This is a genomic window from Pseudomonas sp. GD03858 (assembly GCF_029840925.1).
In the GTDB taxonomy this organism is placed as follows: Bacteria; Pseudomonadota; Gammaproteobacteria; order Pseudomonadales; family Pseudomonadaceae; genus Aquipseudomonas.
Genome location: NZ_JAOCDM010000020.1, coordinates 47,187 through 63,749, shown reverse-complemented (window position 1 = coordinate 63,749; position 16,563 = coordinate 47,187). Strand labels below are relative to the sequence as shown.

Annotated in this window: 12 protein-coding genes and 1 tRNA gene; 6 read left to right on the top strand and 7 right to left on the bottom strand. The window is 63.8% G+C overall.

Annotation, left to right across the window (positions count from 1 at the left end):
• Window positions 1-59 precede the first annotated feature (59 nt).
• From N5D48_RS08420 to N5D48_RS08410, 3 genes are all read left to right on the top strand, one after another.
• The gene (locus tag N5D48_RS08420; RefSeq protein ID WP_279883014.1) at window positions 60-770 is read left to right on the top strand and encodes an FCD domain-containing protein; all 711 of its coding nucleotides are present in this window, start codon (window positions 60-62) and stop codon (window positions 768-770) included.
• Between the two features lie 102 nt (window positions 771-872).
• Window positions 873-2,066, top strand: a complete 1,194-nt coding sequence (lhgO, locus tag N5D48_RS08415) for an L-2-hydroxyglutarate oxidase (RefSeq protein WP_279883012.1) — start codon at window positions 873-875, stop codon at window positions 2,064-2,066.
• 46 nt (window positions 2,067-2,112) lie between these two features.
• Entirely contained in the window at window positions 2,113-3,441 is a 1,329-nt protein-coding gene (locus tag N5D48_RS08410) for an MFS transporter (protein ID WP_279883010.1), read from the top strand.
• Between the two features lie 949 nt (window positions 3,442-4,390).
• On the opposite strand, the gene N5D48_RS08405 is transcribed toward N5D48_RS08410, so the two are convergent.
• From N5D48_RS08405 to fdnG, 7 genes are all read right to left on the bottom strand, one after another.
• Window positions 4,391-4,486: transfer RNA gene (locus N5D48_RS08405), tRNA-Sec, on the bottom strand.
• A gap of 6 nt (window positions 4,487-4,492) precedes the next feature.
• On the bottom strand, window positions 4,493-6,415 hold the full coding sequence (selB, locus tag N5D48_RS08400) for a selenocysteine-specific translation elongation factor (RefSeq protein WP_279883008.1): 1,923 nt from the start codon (window positions 6,413-6,415) through the stop codon (window positions 4,493-4,495).
• Complete coding sequence (gene selA / locus N5D48_RS08395) at window positions 6,412-7,839, bottom strand: L-seryl-tRNA(Sec) selenium transferase (RefSeq protein WP_279883006.1); 1,428 nt, start codon at window positions 7,837-7,839, stop codon at window positions 6,412-6,414. The genes selB and selA overlap by 4 nt, the downstream gene beginning before the upstream one ends.
• Before the next feature lie 153 nt (window positions 7,840-7,992).
• Window positions 7,993-8,913 (bottom strand): formate dehydrogenase accessory protein FdhE, encoded by a 921-nt coding sequence (gene fdhE, locus N5D48_RS08390; protein WP_279883004.1) that lies wholly within the window; start codon window positions 8,911-8,913, stop codon window positions 7,993-7,995.
• Between the two features lie 4 nt (window positions 8,914-8,917).
• The gene (locus tag N5D48_RS08385; protein ID WP_279883002.1) at window positions 8,918-9,574 is read right to left on the bottom strand and encodes a formate dehydrogenase subunit gamma; all 657 of its coding nucleotides are present in this window, start codon (window positions 9,572-9,574) and stop codon (window positions 8,918-8,920) included.
• Window positions 9,571-10,521, bottom strand: coding sequence for a formate dehydrogenase subunit beta (gene fdxH / locus N5D48_RS08380; protein WP_279883000.1), 951 nt, complete (start codon window positions 10,519-10,521; stop codon window positions 9,571-9,573). Before fdxH ends, N5D48_RS08385 begins: the two co-directional genes overlap by 4 nt.
• Entirely contained in the window at window positions 10,521-13,589 is a 3,069-nt protein-coding gene (fdnG, locus tag N5D48_RS08375; RefSeq protein ID WP_279882998.1) for a formate dehydrogenase-N subunit alpha, read from the bottom strand. Before fdnG ends, fdxH begins: the two co-directional genes overlap by 1 nt.
• Before the next feature lie 390 nt (window positions 13,590-13,979).
• Here fdnG and N5D48_RS08370 point away from each other — a divergent pair, with 390 nt between their 5' ends.
• From N5D48_RS08370 to N5D48_RS08360, 3 genes are all read left to right on the top strand, one after another.
• Window positions 13,980-15,161, top strand: a complete 1,182-nt coding sequence (locus tag N5D48_RS08370; protein ID WP_279882996.1) for an HlyD family efflux transporter periplasmic adaptor subunit — start codon at window positions 13,980-13,982, stop codon at window positions 15,159-15,161.
• Window positions 15,162-15,204: 43 nt separating this feature from the next.
• A complete protein-coding gene (locus N5D48_RS08365; RefSeq protein WP_279882994.1) occupies window positions 15,205-15,408 on the top strand; it encodes a LuxR C-terminal-related transcriptional regulator in 204 nt (67 codons plus the stop codon).
• Window positions 15,409-15,551: 143 nt separating this feature from the next.
• Window positions 15,552-15,863, top strand: coding sequence for a hypothetical protein (locus N5D48_RS08360; protein ID WP_279882992.1), 312 nt, complete (start codon window positions 15,552-15,554; stop codon window positions 15,861-15,863).
• Window positions 15,864-16,563: the final 700 nt, after the last annotated feature.

Sequence of the window (16,563 nt, the reverse complement as noted above, 5' to 3'; positions counted from 1 at the left end):
TGACACGCCACTATCGACACAGGCATTGTCTGACAACCTGATCAACAAGACCCCTGTCCATGCTCGAGCTCCAGCGCCCCGACACCCTCGTCGAACGCGTCGTCAGCGCCATCCGCGCCGAGATCGATTCCGGCCGCCTGGCCGCCGAATCGCGCCTGCCCACCGAACAGCAACTGGCCGAACAGCTCAACGTCAGTCGCTCGGTGGTGCGTGAGGCGGTGGCGCAGCTCAAGGCCGATGGGGTGCTGATCGCTCGCCGCGGGCTTGGCTCGTATATCTCGCAGACCCCCAACGGCACGGTGTTCCGCTTCCCCGGCAGTAACGGGCGCAAGCCGGACCTGGTGCAGATGTTCGAGATGCGCCTGTGGATCGAGACCCAGGCCGCCGCCATCGCCGCCCGCCGTCGTGACGACGCTGACCTTGCGCGCATGGCCGTTGCCCTGGGCGCCATGGAAGATCCGCGCAGCGACTTCGCCACGGCCTCGGCCGCCGACGTCGCCTTCCACCGCGCCATCGCCGAAGCCAGCAAAAACGACTACTTCGTCGCCTTCCACGATTTTCTCGGCGGCCAGCTGGCCGCCGCGCGCCGCACCGCCTGGGAAAACTCCGCCAGCCCGGCGGTGGGCGGTTCCGCCGATGCCCTGCGTGAACACAGGGCGCTGTACCAAGCCATCGCCGACGGCGACCGCCAGGCGGCCGCCGCCTGCGCCGAGGCACACCTGCGCGCCTCGGCCAAACGCCTGACGCTCGACCTTCCCGACCTCGACTGATCCCGGAGAACCCCATCGCGACCTGGCGAGGCTTTTACGCGCACCACTTAGTCTGACAACCTGATAAGCAGATTCACCGACAAGAATTCCAAGGTACCCTGCATGACCTACGACTACTGCATCATCGGCGCCGGCATCGTCGGCCTCGCCACCGCGATGGCCCTGCTCCAGCAGCGCCCCGGCGCCTCGCTGCTGATCCTGGAAAAAGAGGCCAGCCTCGGCCGTCACCAGACCGGCCACAACAGCGGCGTGATCCATGCCGGCATCTACTACGCCCCCGGCAGTCTCAAGGCCGAGCTGTGCAAGCGTGGCGCCCAGGCCACCAAGGACTTCTGCAGCGAGCACGGCATCGCCTTCGAGGTCTGCGGCAAGCTGCTGGTAGCCTCCAACGATCTGGAGGTGCAGCGCATGCAGGCGCTGTACGAGCGCTCGCAGCAGAACGGCTTGAAGGTCGAGCGCCTGGACGCTGCCGAGCTGCGCGGGCGCGAGCCGAACATCGTCGGCAAGGGCGCGCTGTTCCTCGATGCCACCGGCATCGTCGACTACACCCAGGTGTGCGACGCCATGGCCAAGGTAATCCGCCAGGCGGGCGGCGAGGTACACCTGTGCACCAGCGTGCGCGCCATCCAGGAACATGCCGAGCATGTCGCCATCGGCACCGACAGCCGCACCTGGCGCGCGCGCCAGCTGGTGGCCTGCGCCGGCCTGCAGTCCGACCGCCTGGCCCGCATGGCCGGGGTCAGGATCGACCATCAGATCATTCCCTTCCGCGGCGAGTACTACCGCCTGCCGGCGAGCAAGAACCAGATCGTCAACCATCTGATCTACCCGATTCCCGACCCCGAGCTGCCGTTCCTCGGCGTACACCTGACGCGGATGATCGACGGCAGCGTCACCGTCGGCCCTAACGCGGTGCTCGGTTTTGGCCGGGAGAACTACCGCAAGTTCTCGGTGAACTGGCGCGATGTCGCCGAGTACGCGCGCTTTCCTGGTTTCTGGAAAACCATCTGGAACAACCTGGGCTCCGGCACCACCGAGATGAAGAACTCGCTGTTCAAGCGCGGCTACCTGGAGCAATGCCGCAAGTACTGCCCATCGCTGGAAGTCGAGGACCTGCTGCCCTACGAAGCCGGTATCCGCGCCCAGGCGGTGATGCGCGACGGCACCCTGGTGCATGACTTCCTGTTCGCCGAGACCCCGCGCATGGTGCATGTCTGCAATGCCCCATCGCCGGCGGCCACCTCGGCCATCCCCATCGGCCAGATGATCGCCGAGAAGATCCTCAAGGCCCGCTGATCCATCCGCTGCACCCACAACTACAAAGACAACAAGGAAACCTCAGATGTCGGTACACGAGGCGGCCCTGGCCGCGAGCGAAACGCCCGAACAGCAACGCAAGCGCCTGCGCAAGGTGGCGGCGGCGACCATCTTCGGCTCGATGCTGGAGTGGTATGACTTCTACCTCTACGCGACCATGGCGGCGATCGTCTTCTCGAAGATATTCTTCGACCCGAGCAACCCGACGGTGGCCTCGCTGCTGGCGTTCTCCACCTTCGCCATCGGCTTCATCGCCCGCCCCTTCGGTGGCGTGCTGTTCGGCTACCTGGGCGACCGTTTCGGGCGCAAGCACGTGCTGGTGATCACCTTCTGCATGATGGGCCTGTGCACGGCGCTGATCGGCATGATCCCCAGCTACGCGACCATCGGCATCTGGGCGCCGATTCTGCTGGTGGCGATCCGCATCATCCAGGGTCTGGGCGCTGGCGCCGAGCTCGCGGGCGCGGCGGTGACCTCCTACGAGCATGCCAGCGAAGGCAAGCGCGGCAGCCAGGGCGCCTGGCCGGCGCTGGGTCTGAACCTGGGCCTGCTGCTGTCGTCGCTGACCGTGTACCTGCTGACCATGAACGGCAACGAGTTCCTCCTGGCCGGCGGCTGGCGCATTCCGTTCATCGCCAGCATCGTGCTGGTGGCGGTGGGGCTGTGGGTGCGCAGGAGCATTCCGGAGACACCGGACTTCAAGGAGCTGGACAAGGCCGACGACAAACCGCAGGTGTCGCCACTGAAGCTGCTGTTCAGAAACGACCTCAAGGGCCTGGCCGTGGTGTTCTTCGTGGCCGTGGGCTACAACGCCCTGAGCTATATCTTCAAGACTTTCTCGCTGGCCTACCTGACTCAGTTCAAGGGTGTCGAGGCCCATGTCACTTCGCTGTCGGTGACCCTGGCCAGCCTCGTGGCGATCTTCGCGGTGCCGTTCTTCGGCTGGCTGTGCGACAAGTGGAGCAGCAAGACCGTGCTGATGCTCGGTGGCGTGCTGTCGGCGCTGTTCGCCTTCCCGTTCCTGCAATTGCTGTCGACTGGAGAGCCGATGCTGATCTACGTGGCCATTGCCGTGGGCACCGGGATCCTGGCGCCGATGATGTTCGCTCCGCAGGGGTCGTTCCTTAGCCGGCAGTTCCCGACCCAGACGCGGTCGTCCGGGTTCGGCACTGGGCGCGAGATCGGCACCGCGGTGGCCGGGGGCCTGGCGCCTCTCGGCGGACTGGCGCTGGTGGCCGGGTCGGCGACCCACTCCACCGACGGCGTGGCGATGATCCTGGCGGTGGCCGGGGTGCTGGTGGTGGTGTTTGCGTTCTTCGATCAAGGGTGGCGGCATTCGAAGTCGAAGAACTAAGAGATACCAACGATCTTGGTCTTGATCTTGATCTTGATCTTGATCCAAAGATTAACCTCGCCCCCGCTAGCGACAGCTGCGCCAGCCCAGGCGCCGCCCGTACCTTCGCGACTTCAGGAGGCCGAACGCAGGCCTTGCGGAGGGAGGTGACGGGCATGGATGCCCGTCAAGCGCTGCGCCCCAGGATGGGGCGTTCAGCGCGGTCCTCCCGGGAGCAAGGCCGGAGTGAGGGAACCCGGAGCGAAGCGTAGGGCCGGATGATGGAGCGCAGCGTTTTTTGGTTACTTTTTGTCGCGTTTGACAAAAAGTGACCCGCCGTAAGGGCGGAAAGGTGACTATGTGTCGCCATCGTAAATGAATGCGCTTACAACTATAGAAACCGCCGCCGATCGTCTTTGACTTTGACTTTGACTTTGACTTTGACTTTGACTTTGACTTTGACTTTTAAATAGTTTGTTTTGGAAGTTATATTCGCATTCATTTGCGATGCCGACGCATAGTCACCCTTCCGCCCTTACGGCGGGTCACTTTTTGTCAAACGCGACAAAAAGTAACCAAAAAACGCTGCGCTCCATCATCCGGCCCCTACGCTTCGCTCCGGGGTTCCCTCGCTCCGTTCTTGCTCCCGGGAGGACCGCGCTGAACGCCCCATCCTGGGGCGCAGCGCTTGACGGGCATCCATGCCCGTCACCTCCCTCCGCAAGAACTCCGCTCGGCCTCCTGAAGTCGCAATTGGCGGCGCCTGAACTATCGCGCGCTTAGAAGCAAGATCAAGATCAAGATCAAGATCAAGATCAAGATCAAGATCAAGATCAAGATCAAGATCAAGAAAAATTAATAGGTTATTTAATTATGGCTCATCTGTTTAACAGATAGATGAAGCACTGCCGGGAAGCAGGAATATATCCCCGACTTGGGGTTTGTATCACAAGCCCAAAGTCAAAAGAATTGGCGGAAGGCAGCGGGAGTCGAACCTGCCCGGGAACGGCTGCCGTCCCCAACCGGGTTTGAAGCCCGGCCGCGCCACCGGGCGCGATTGCCTTCCTTGAAATCAGAGCCCGCTCTGCAGCTGGGCCAGGGCGCTGTCGCCGCGAATATGACGCTGGTCGCCAACCCGCCGGGTCAGGCCAACGCGGTCGAAGTACTCGAGTATCTGCACACTGCGCTTGCGACCGATGCCCAACATATCGCGAAACACCGCGACCTGCACTATCGGCGATACCGCCGCCTCACGCAACAACAGCTCTGCCATGCGCCTTAGCGTCGCCTCCGGGTAGAACAGGTCACGCACCACCTGGTGCAACAGACCAAGCCGGGCCAGCTTGCGCAATAGCAACCGCACCTCGCCCTCGTCGCAACACTCCTCGGCGGCCAGCGCCCGCACCCACGGCGGATCGAACTCACCTGCCAGCAAGCGCGGCAGCAAACGCTCCCATAACGCCGTATCGGCCTCGCTCAGCTGAACCTGATGGTCCGGCAGATGCAACCACGGACCACTGCTACTGATCGCCCCCTCGCCCAGCAACTCGTCCAACAGGCTGACAAACGCCGGACGCTCCAGCGCCAGCGCGGTAAAACGGCGCAGGCGGTCGCGGTCCGGCCCGAGCTGGTCAGGCTCCTGCTCATGGAACTGCGCCAGGCGCTGCAGCACTTGCGCCTTGAGCGCCGCCCACTGATGACGAGCGAATAGCAACTGCCCCTGACGGGTGGCGACCACCAGCACCGCGTCCGGCAACTGCCAGGTTTCGCGCGGACGATTGAACTGACGCTCCAGACGCTGTGGGTCAAGCCCTCCCGGCGCCGCATCGAGCAGCGCCGGCAACGCCTGTTCCAGCTCGTCGGCATCACGCAGCACCTGCAACTGACGCAGGCGCGCTTCACTGCGGCGCTGCCGGCTCGGCGCGAACGGATCGAGCACCCGGCCACCGCCCAAGGTGCGCTGGGCACGCTGGTCGCGCAGCACCAAACGATCGCCATGCACGGCCTGCAACGGGGCATTGAGCAGCAACTGGGCGAACATGCGCTGGCCGGCCGCGAGCTGTTCACCTTCCAGCAACGCCACCCGCGCCGTCACATCCTGGGTGCCCAGATGCACATGCACCGCACTGAAATGTTCGAACGTGCGCGTCTCGCCCGGCAACAAGGCCAGTTCGATATCGACCCGCACACTGGGCGCGTGCAACCACTGCGGGACCAACCAGTCGCCGCGGTGCACCTGCTCGACCGCCAGCCGTTCGGCGGCGATGTTCAACGCCACCCGTTGCCCGGCTTCGGCCACCAGCGCCGCCTGGTTCTGCGCATGCAGGCCACGTACCCGCACCGGCTTGCCGGCCTTGCCCAGCAGCAGCGTGTCTCCAGCACTGACTTGCCCGGCCAGGGCTGTGCCAGTGACCACCACGCCCGCCCCGGAAACCGCGAAGGCACGGTCCACGGCCAGGCGGAACCCACCACGCGCACTGCGCCGACGCACCCGCGCCGCAGCGGCCAGCAACGCGGCGCGCAAGGCATCGATACCCTCGCCGCCAAGGCTCGAAACAGGCAGCTGCAGGGCGCCGGCATACGGCCCGGGCGCCAGCAGCGCGCCGACTTGCGCCTGCACCTCGGCCAACCGCTGGGCGTCGACCCGATCGCACTTGCTGATGACCACGAGCGCCTGCGGGATCCCCAGCAGCTCGATGATCGACACGTGTTCGCGGGTCTGCGGCATCACCCCGTCATCGGCAGCCACCACCAACAGCACCAGGTCGATGCCATGGGCGCCCGCCAACATGTTGTGGATAAAACGCTCATGCCCCGGCACATCGATGAAACCGGTCAGCGGCGCGCCCTCGGCCAGGGCGGCATAGCGATAGCCGAGATCGATGGTCATGCCACGGGCGCGTTCTTCCTGGCGCGTGTCACCGACCTGACCGGTCAGGGCCTGGAGCAGCGTGGTCTTGCCATGATCGATGTGCCCAGCGGTGCCGACGATCACTGCACCGGCCCCAGTTGCAAGGCCGCAAGCTGCGCCAGCCACTGGGCTTCGTCATCCAGCTGGCGCAAGTCGAGCCACAGGGCATCGTCGTCGATGCGGCCAAGCACCGGCACCGGCAGGTCACGCAGGGCACGTTCCAGCACGTGCAGGCCGCGACCACGCAGCTTCTTCGACACCAGCGGACGCAGACACAGCGCCGCGCTTGGCAGCCGCGCCACAGGCTGGCTGCCGCTGCCGATCATGCCCAGGGCCGGTTCGACGCGGACGCTCCATTGCGCGCCCAGGCGCGCGGCCAGCTCGGGCGCCAGGCGCTCGGCCTGGGCAGCGATCTCGGCCTGGGGCCGGGTCAGCAGACGCAGACTCGGCAAGCACTCGGCCAGACGGTCCGGGTTGCGGTACAGCGCCAGCACCGCTTCAAGCGCCGCGAGGGTGATCTTGTCGACTCGCAGAGCACGCTTGAGCGGGTTCTTCTTGATCTTCGCGATCAGTTCCTTGCGCCCGACGATGATCCCCGCCTGCGGCCCGCCGAGCAGCTTGTCGCCGCTGAAGGTGACGATGTCGGCACCATCGGCCAGTGCCTGGCGTACGGTCGGCTCGGCCGGCAGGCCCCAGCGGGTCAGATCGAGCAGACTGCCGCTGCCCAGGTCTTCCAGCAGCGGCAACTCATGTTCATGGGCGATGCGCGCCAGTTCCACGGTGGGTACCTGGGTGGTGAAGCCCTGGATGCTGTAGTTGCTGCAATGCACGCGCATCAGCAGGCCGGTGCGCGGGTTGATGGCGGCTTCGTAGTCGCGGGCGTGGGTGCGGTTGGTGGTGCCGATCTCGCGCAACTTCACCCCGGCACGGGCCATGATGTCGGGAATGCGGAACGCGCCGCCGATCTCGATCAGCTCGCCACGGGAAATGACGCCCTCCTTGCGTGCCCCCAGGCTGTTGAGCGCCAGCAGCACGGCGGCGGCGTTGTTGTTGACCACGGTGACGGCCTCGGCACCCGTCAGCTCGCGGATCAGGCCTTCGATAAGATCGTCGCGGTCACCGCGCTTGCCGGTGGCCAGGTCGAACTCCAGGTTGAGCGGATAGCGCGCGGCAGTCTGCATCGCCTCGACCGCGACCTCGGGCAGCAAGGCCCGGCCGAGGTTGGTGTGCAGCACGGTGCCGGTCAGGTTGAAGACACGGCGTACCTGGCTGCGCTGCTGGATGGCCAGGCGCTCGCCGGCGCGGCCCAGGAGCACTTCGGCGGCCAGTTCGGCGCTACCGAGCTGACCGAGGCGCGCGGGTTCGCGCAGGTCGTCGAGCAGTTGGCGCAGGGTGGCCAGCACCGAGTCGCGGCCATGGCGATCGAGCAGTGGGGCACAGACCGGGTGGCGCAGGAGGGTGTCGATGGAGGGCAGGCGTGGGGTGTCGCTGGCGAGGCTTGAAGACATTCAGGTACTACCTTGAACTGATCCGTTGTCCTTTCTGGCCCATTCGCGGGTAAACCCGCTCCCACAGGTACAACACTGGCCATGATGCCAGCGCACGTCCTGTGGGAGCGGGTTTACCCGCGAAAAGGGCGGCTCGGTACTGCAGTGTAGACACTACCCCGGCGCCAGCAGCAGGTTCGGCGCCAGCCGATGGAACCCCTCCTCGTCCAGCCGCATGTCCAGAGCCAGGCTCGCCAGGTCATCGGCCAGCGGCTCGGCCGCGGCATCGTTCTCCAGGTAATTCTGCTTCAGGTAGCTCTGGCACCCCGGGCAGCACTCAGCGCGCAGCGGCGCCTTGCCCGGCGCGTGGCGGTCATCCTCGAGGTTGCTGTAGCGCAAGTCCTTGCTCGACTCGCAATACACGCACTTGACCCGCACCACATGCCATTCGCAGGCACACAGCGAGCAAGCCAGATAACGCAGGCCATTGTGCTTGCCGCGGTTGCGCACCACCCCGGCCATGGCCGGTGATCCGCATGCCGGGCACTGGGCTAGGCTGCCCGCGGGCTTGAGCTCTGGCGCAGGCAGCGCCAGCAACCAGCTGGACCACGCCGCCTGCAAGGCGGCACCGAGGAAGGGCACCAATGCCGCTGGCACGGCGTCGTACTGACCACCGAGCAGGGCAATGGCCCAGCCCTTGCGCTGGGCATCGTCACTGCCAAGCAGCGTACTCATCGCCTCGGCCAGCGGTCCATCAGGCGGGGCCTCGAAACGCTCAAGCAGCGCCTGCAACCAGACCAGCCACGGCCCTTCACGCACCAGGCTGTCCGCCGCCAGCGGCGGCAATCCATGACTTATGCACAGGCGTTGACGCTCGTCAGCCACCGGCACACCCGCCGGTGGGTTATCCACAAGCTGCTGCTGAATCCGGCAAAGCCTGGCCATCAACCGCAGGTAGTCGCCAAGGGCGTTGCCCTCGGCCAACTGCTCCAGCCGTGCGGCCCGCACGTCGAAGAGGTTGGCCGGCGGCAGGTGCAGGAACGGCGGCATCACCGCCGATGCTTCGATCTGTCCGGGTTCGAGAATCGTGCTCAAACGATCATCCTTCTTTTCCACCGGGGTTACGCGACGTCTTGTCGCCGGTCACCTCCCGGTACCACAGTTCATGGTGCTTGCGCGCCCAGGCGCGGCTGACCCAGCCATGCAGCATGGCGCCGATCGAGCCCTTGATCCAGATCCCGGCATAGATATGCACGATGATGCTCAGGATCAGCACGAACCCCGCCAGCGCGTGGGCCAGGGTGGCCAGGCGGATCGCGCCGATATCGAAGAAATGGCTGAAATACGCGCGCCAGATCACCACGCCGCTGAGCAACAGCACCAGCATGCAGGCCAGCAGGGTCCAGAACAGCAGCTTCTGCCCGGCGTTGTACTTGCCGATCGGCGGCACGCCTTCTTCCTTGTTGAGCATCACCCGATCGATGCGGCGCAGCCACAGCCGGTCGTTGGCGGTGATGAAGTTGGCGCGCCAGAAACGCAGCACCAGGCCCAGGAAGAACACGAACATCGCCACACCCATGAACGGGTGCAGGATGCGCGTCCAGGGCCCGCCGCCGAACAGCTGGCTCAGCCAGAACAGCGCCGGATGGAACAGCGCCAGCCCCGACAGCCCGGCCATGATGAACAGGATCGCGACAATCCAGTGGTTGGTCCGTTCGTTGGCGTTGTAGCGCAGGATAGGCTTGTTGTCGTTCATGGCCGCTGCTCCCCCTGCCCGCCCGGGCGATTCGGGTCATACACATGCACCGCCGGGTCGACCTGGTGCACGCTGTCGTCCACAGGCTCTGGATGCTCGTCCTCTTCGACCCGTTGCGGACCGACGCGCACGTAGTGGAAGAACCCGGCCAGCACCGCCGCGCCCATGGCCAGCAGCGCCAGCGGCTTGCTGAAGCCTTTCCACAGCCCGACCAGCGGGCTGATCACCGGCGCGTCCGGCAGACCGGCGTAGATCCGTGGCGTGTCGGCGTGGTGCAGCACGTACATCACATGAGTGCCGCCGACGCCGTCCGGATCGTACAGCCCGGCATTCTCGTAGCCGCGCGACTTCAAGTCGACGATGCGTTCGTCGGCATGCACCTTCATCTCTTCCTTGCTGCCGAAGACGATTGCTCCGGTCGGGCAGGTCTTCACGCAGGCCGGCTCCAGGCCCACGGCCACGCGGTCGGAACACAGGGTGCACTTGTACGCCTTGTGGTCCTTCTGCGAGATGCGCGGGATGTTGAACGGGCAGCCGGTGATGCAGTAGCCGCAGCCGATGCAGTGGTCCTGGTTGAAGTCGACGATGCCGTTGACGTGCTTGATGATCGCCCCTGGGCTGGGGCAGGCCTTCAGGCAGCCCGGCTCGGCGCAGTGCATGCAGCCGTCCTTGCGGATCAGCCACTCCAGGTTGCCGTCGTCACGCTCATGCTCGGTGAAGCGCATCAGGGTCCAGCTCTCGGCGGAGAGGTCCTGGGGGTTGTCGTAGGTGCCGTGGTTGTGGCCGACCTCGTCACGCAGTTCGTTCCACTCCGAGCACGCCACCTGGCAGGCCTTGCAGCCGATGCACTTGGTGGTGTCGATCAGCTTGGCGACTTCCTGCTGCTGGCGTACCGAAGGTGGCACGGTGGTGGTGGCCGAGCGGGCGATGATGTCTTGGCTGGCCATCAGAGTTTCTCCACTTTGACGAGGAACGACTTGGACTCCGGCGTCTGCGTGTTGCCATCACCGAGGAACGGCACCAGGGTGTTGGTCAGGAAGCCCTGGCGCGTGAGGCCGGTGAAGCCCCAGTGCAGCGGGATGCCGACCTGGTGCACGGTCTGGTTGTTGACCTGCAGCGGACGGATCCGCTTGGTCACCACCGCCACCGCATCGATATACCCGCGCTTGCTCGACACCCGCACCCGGTCGCCGGCCTTGATGCCCTTCTCGCTCGCCAGCACCTCGCCGATCTCGACGAACTGCTCGGGCTGGGCGATGGCGTTGAGGCGGCAATGCTTGCTCCAGAAGTGGAAGTGCTCGGTCAGCCGGTACGTCGTCGCCGCATGGGGGAACTCGTCATGGGTGCCGAGGGTGTCCCACACCGAATCGAAGATCCGCCCGGCCGGGTTGCTGGTGGCCTTCTTGTTCTGCGGATGCAACGGGTTGATGCCGATCGGCGTTTCGAACGGCTCGTAGTGCTCGGGGAACGGCCCCTCGGCCATCTTGTCGACGGCGAAGAATCGCGCCACCCCCTCGGGGTTCATGATGAACGGGTTCATCCCGGCTTCTGGCGGCGAGTCGGCCTTGAAGTCCGGCACATCGGTGCCGGTCCAGGCCTTGCCGTTCCACCACACCAGGCGCTTCTTCTCTGGGTCCCAGGGCTTGCCCTGCGGGTCGCTGGAGGCGCGGTTGTAGAGAATGCGCCGGTTGGCCGGCCAGGCCCAGGCCCAGTTCTGCACCTGGTGCATGCCGTACGGGTCGCTGTTGTCACGCCGGGCCATCTGGTTGCCCTGCTCGGTCCAGCAGCCGGCGAAGATCCAGCAGCCGGACGCGGTGCTGCCGTCGTCCTTCATCTGGGCGAAACCGGCAAGCTGCTGGCCAGCCTTGAGCGTGGCGCCGCTGGCGTCGGCAAGGTCGCTGACCGCCCAGCCGTTCATCTCCTTGGCCAGCTCTTCGGGGGAAGGCTCCTCGGGAATCTTGTACGGCCAGCTGATGTTGAGCATCGGCTGCGGATAGGCGCCGCCCTCCTTCGCGTAGCGCTGACGCAGGCGCAGGAACAGCTCGCTCATGATGTGCACGTCGGTGCGGGTCTCGCCCGGGCCGTCGGCGCCCTTCCAGTGCCACTGCAACCAGCGGCTGCTGTTGACCAGCGAGCCATCCTCCTCGGCGAAGCAGGTGGTGGGCAGGCGGATGACTTCGGTCTGGATGCTGGCCGTGTCGACGTCGTTGTACGGCCCGGCATTGCGCCAGAACTCGGAGGTCTCGGTGGCCAACGGGTCCATGATCACCAGCCACTTGAGCTTGGCCAGGGCGGCAGTGACACGGTTCTTGTCCGGCAGCGCGGCGATCGGGTTGAAGCCCTGGCACATGTAGCCGTTGACCTTGCCCTGGCCCATCATCTCGAACATGCGCAGCACGTCGTAGGCCGGCACGTCGAGCTTGGGCAACCAGTCGTAGCCCCAGTCGTTCTCGGCGGTGGCATTGGCGCCGTACCAGGCCTTCATGAGGCTGACGTGGAACTTGCCGTAGTTCTGCCAGTACGACAGCTGCCCAGGGCGCAACGGCTTGGAGGCGCGCTTGTCGATATAGGCGGCGTAGTCCTGCTCGGCGTCGCCGGCGAGCGTCAGGTAGCCCGGCAGCGAGTTCGACAGCAGGCCCAGGTCGGTCAGGCCCTGGATGTTGGAGTGCCCGCGCAGGGCGTTGACTCCGCCACCCGGCATGCCGACGTTGCCCAGCAACAGCTGCACCATGGCGGCGCTGCGGATGATCTGCGCGCCGATCGAGTGCTGGGTCCAGCCCAGGGCATAGAGGATGGTCATGGTCTTGCCCGGCACCGAGCAGGTGGCGATCTCTTCCCAGACCTTCATCATCTGTTCCTGCGGCATGCCGCAGGTCATGCTCGCCAGCTCCGGCGTGTAGCGACTGTAGTGCTGCTTCATCAGCTGGTAGACGCAACGCGGATGCTGCAGGGTCGGGTCGACCTTGGCATAGCCATCCTCGCCCAGCTCGTAGCCCCAGCCGGACTTGTCGGCGTACACGCGCTTGGCCGCGTCGTAGCCGCTGAACAGCCCGTCCTCGAAGCCGTAGCTCTCTTTGACGATGAACGACACATCGGTGTAGTTGCGCACGTACTCGTGCTGGATCTTGTCGTTGCTCAGCAGGTAGTTGATCAGCCCGCCCATGAAGGCGATGTCGCTGCCGGTGCGAATCGGCGCGTAGTAGTCGGCCACCGAGGCGGTACGGGTGAACCGCGGGTCGACCACGATCAGCCGGGCGTTGTTGTGCGCCTTGGCTTCGGTCACCCACTTGAAGCCGCACGGGTGCGCTTCAGCGGCGTTGCCGCCCATCACCAGGACCAGGTTTGCGTTGGCGATATCGGACCAGTGATTGGTCATCGCGCCACGGCCATACGTCGGGGCAAGACTTGCCACCGTCGGGCCGTGTCAGACACGCGCCTGGTTGTCGAACCCCAGCATGCCCAGCGAACGGATCACCTTGTGCGTCAGGTAACCGGCCTCGCTGGACGCGGCGGATGCGGCGAGAAAGCCCGTGGTCAGCCAGCGGTTGACCGTCTGCCCCTGGGCGTTCTTCTCGATGAAGTTGGCGTCGCGGTCCTGTTTCATCAGGTCGGCGATGCGGTCGAGGGCTTCGTCCCACTCGATGCGGGTCCACTCGTTGCTGCCCGGCTTGCGCACCTCGGGGTACTTGAGGCGGTTCGGGCTGTGGATGAAGTCCAGCAGGCCCGCGCCTTTCGGGCACAGGGTGCCGCGGTTGACCGGATGGTCCGCGTCGCCCTCGATATGGATGATGTTCTGCTTGACGTTCTTGCCCGCGTCACCCTGGCTGTACATGATCAGGCCGCAGCCGACCGAGCAGTAAGGGCAGGTGTTACGGGTTTCTTTGGTGTGCGTCAGCTTGAAGTGACGCACCTGCTCGGCGAACGCAGGTGTCGGGGCCATGCCCAACGCCGCGAGGCTCGAGCCTCCAAGGCCGACGGCGGCGACCTTGAAGAATTGCCGACGGTTGAGATCCATCGTGCACTCCTGATCAGGTTCTCGGGCGCGCGGGACTTGGCCGGCGCCTCAGGGACTTCACGGTGGCGGTAGACAGACACCGCCAACGGTTAAGACTAGTCAAGAATCGTGGAAGTGCGATGACATGGGTCATGGTCAGGGTGAGTGCAGTGGTTCTCCCGGGAGCACGGATCAACAGGAGCCTTCCTACCTGTCTCAGGTGTGTTGGACGGTATCGACGCCCAGGCGCAGGCGCTACTTTCCTTCTGCCGACCCTACATGCCCAGACACCGCCAACCGATGCCCTCCCCGCCATTGCCCACGCGCCCCCTGTTCCGACCAGAAGCCGTTTGCGCAGCCCAGGAACAACGCCTCGGCAATGTCCTCGTCGATCAACCCCTGAGCTATCGGTTGCTTGCCCTGCTGGCCGCTCTCCTGGTCATCCTGATCATCGCGTTCGGCTACTTCGCCAGCTACACACGCAAGGCCACGCTACACGGCCTGCTGATGCCCGAGCAGGGCATGTTGCGCCTGAGCGCGCCGGCAGCCGGGCGTCTCACCAAGGTTCTCGCCGTCGAGGGCCAGCAGGTCGACCAAGGTGACGTGCTGGCCGTGATCTCCGGGGAACGCCAATCAGGGCTGGGTGACACGCAGGCACTGATCGCCGACCAGCTGCAAAAGCGCCTGGAGGTACTGGCGAGGCGCCAGGCCCAGGCCGACGAACGCCTGGCCGGGCAACAGCGGATGCTCGACAGCCGTCTCACCACCATCGGCCACAAGCTTCGCCAGTTCAGCGAAGAGCACCGCCTCCTGAAACGACGGGTGCAACTGGCGCAGGCGCATCTGGACCGTCAGCAACAGCTGGCGGCGGCCGGCTTCATCGCCGCAGTCCAGTTACAGATCGCTGAGAGTGAACTGCTGGCGCTCCAGGGTCAGCGCCAGGCCAGCCACCGGGCACGGACCAGCCTGGAGCGCGAACGCACGGGGTTGCTGGCCCAACAACAGGAAGCGGCCCTGCGCCACCGCGACGAGACGAGCGACATGGAGGGTGCCATCGCCCAGATCAAGCAAGAGCAAGCGGAAAACGGGGCGCGCAGCGAAACAAGGGTCGTGGCGCCCCATGCGGGGACCGTGACCGGCTTGAACGTGCAAGTCGGCCAGCAAGTCAGCGCGGGCACGGTGCTTGCCAGCCTGCTGCCGGAGGGGGCGAGCTTGAACGCCCACTTGTATGCAGCATCCCGTCAGGCCGGGTTTATCGAACCTGGGCAGCGGGTGCTGATGCGCTACGCCGCGTTTCCCTACCAGAAATTCGGCATGGCCCATGGCCGTGTGCTGAGTATCACCAAAAGCCCTTATGCCGCCCAGGAACTGCCACCGCATATCGCCCCATCGCTGCAAGGTCAGGGCGGGCCAGTAGAACTGTTCTATGGCGTCACGGTGGCGCTCGAATCGAGCAGCATCAAGGTCTATGGGCATGACCAACTGCTACAGGCGGGCATGTTGCTGGAAGCGGATGTCGTCCAGGACCGACGGCGACTGTATGAATGGGCGCTGGAGCCTTTGTATTCGATAACCGGACGGTTGCGGGATTGAACATTGCCGACGAAGGCGATGCATAACCTATAACGAGGGAACGATGAACTTGACGCCACGCGAGTCGGACGTACTGCGACTACTGTTGCTCGGCAAGACCAACAAGCAGATCGCGCTTGATTTACAGATCAGCGATTACACGGTACGCGACCATGTGTCAGCACTGCTGCGCAAACACGGTACGCGTTCTCGTTCGACGCTGATGGCAGTGAAACTATTAGGCCACCACGACACCTGTCGGATATGAAGGTGCATCAAACGAGTGCAGCATTACAGCTCAACCCGTTCCGAAAGCCAAACATAAAAATCTAGACTCAAATTAGATTTACACCAAACGATTCAACCGAAGGTAAACAACTACCTACTACCCCATGTTCCAGGAGACACGCTATGAAGGATTTACTAATCGAAGAGCTCGAGCTGGTCGCAGGCGGGTACGGTGTCCCCGGAGCTGTTGTCAATGCAGCCATCGCCGGGGCCGGCTACATCGGGTACCAAAGCATGACAGGTGAAGGCTCAATGAATGGTTTCGCAACGACTGTAGCGGCAGGTGCCATAAGCGGCTTCATAGCAGGCCCTGCGAGTGCGCCAGCCGTTGCAGCCGGAGCTATCGCAGGCACACAGGTCAGTTTTTATAGCGGTATGGCAGGCGGAATGATGAGCAATTGGATGAATGCCGCCGGGACTAACTACAACCGATAGCCGTAAAAACCACACTTCCAATGCGCGCCATCAGCTATGGACAATTAAAATATGGATGCCTTAGGCGCATTAAAATTCGCACTTACGATAGGCGTAAGCCTGACAATCCTGCTTGCAATAAAGTACATATTTTTATACTTCAAGAGAAATATATCAGACCCACTATATCTTCCGTTCGCCATCACCTTATCCACATTAACAGCGCTCCACATCGCCGATAAATTGTCACGCACACTGGCCATCGCCTTAGGCATAATCGAATGATAGACATGGATCCCCTTGAAGCGATCAGACTCAGCCTTACAGTAGGCGTAGCACTGATCAGCTGCATCCTAATAAAAATACTTCTTCTAACCTTTAAACCAAGAATCCCAGAGCCTCTAGAATTTTCATTGCTCACCGGAGCGCCCGCCATAATTGCCGCCTACATCACAAACACCTATTCACAAACTTTAGGCTCCCTACTCGGGCTGACAAACTAACTACAGAAACTTAAAACAACCTTCACCTCGCTAAAAGCAGAAATACATCCTCTCCCGGGCAATCCAGCCAATCGAATCATTGTCGAACCTGCTGAAGCCTATGCCAGCGCCACAGTTTCCATAGGGGTCGGAGAAATTAGTTTTTATTGGGAAATGATGGGCTAAGCACTAATCTTCAAGATGCTAATTTTGATACTCGGCTGGCGCACTTCAAAATC

Excerpts from the sequence above, each read along its gene's own strand:
- N5D48_RS08410 (WP_279883010.1), top strand. The coding sequence starts at position 2,113 with ATGTCGGTACACGAGGCGGCCCTGGCCGCGAGCGAAACGCCCGAACAG.
- N5D48_RS08365 (WP_279882994.1), top strand. The coding sequence starts at position 15,205 with ATGAACTTGACGCCACGCGAGTCGGACGTACTGCGACTACTGTTGCTC.
- fdxH (WP_279883000.1), bottom strand. The coding sequence starts at position 10,521 with ATGGCCAGCCAAGACATCATCGCCCGCTCGGCCACCACCACCGTGCCA.
- lhgO (WP_279883012.1), top strand. The coding sequence starts at position 873 with ATGACCTACGACTACTGCATCATCGGCGCCGGCATCGTCGGCCTCGCC.
- N5D48_RS08420 (WP_279883014.1), top strand. The coding sequence starts at position 60 with ATGCTCGAGCTCCAGCGCCCCGACACCCTCGTCGAACGCGTCGTCAGC.
- N5D48_RS08385 (WP_279883002.1), bottom strand. The coding sequence starts at position 9,574 with ATGAACGACAACAAGCCTATCCTGCGCTACAACGCCAACGAACGGACC.
- N5D48_RS08360 (WP_279882992.1), top strand. The coding sequence starts at position 15,552 with ATGAAGGATTTACTAATCGAAGAGCTCGAGCTGGTCGCAGGCGGGTAC.
- selA (WP_279883006.1), bottom strand. The coding sequence starts at position 7,839 with ATGTCTTCAAGCCTCGCCAGCGACACCCCACGCCTGCCCTCCATCGAC.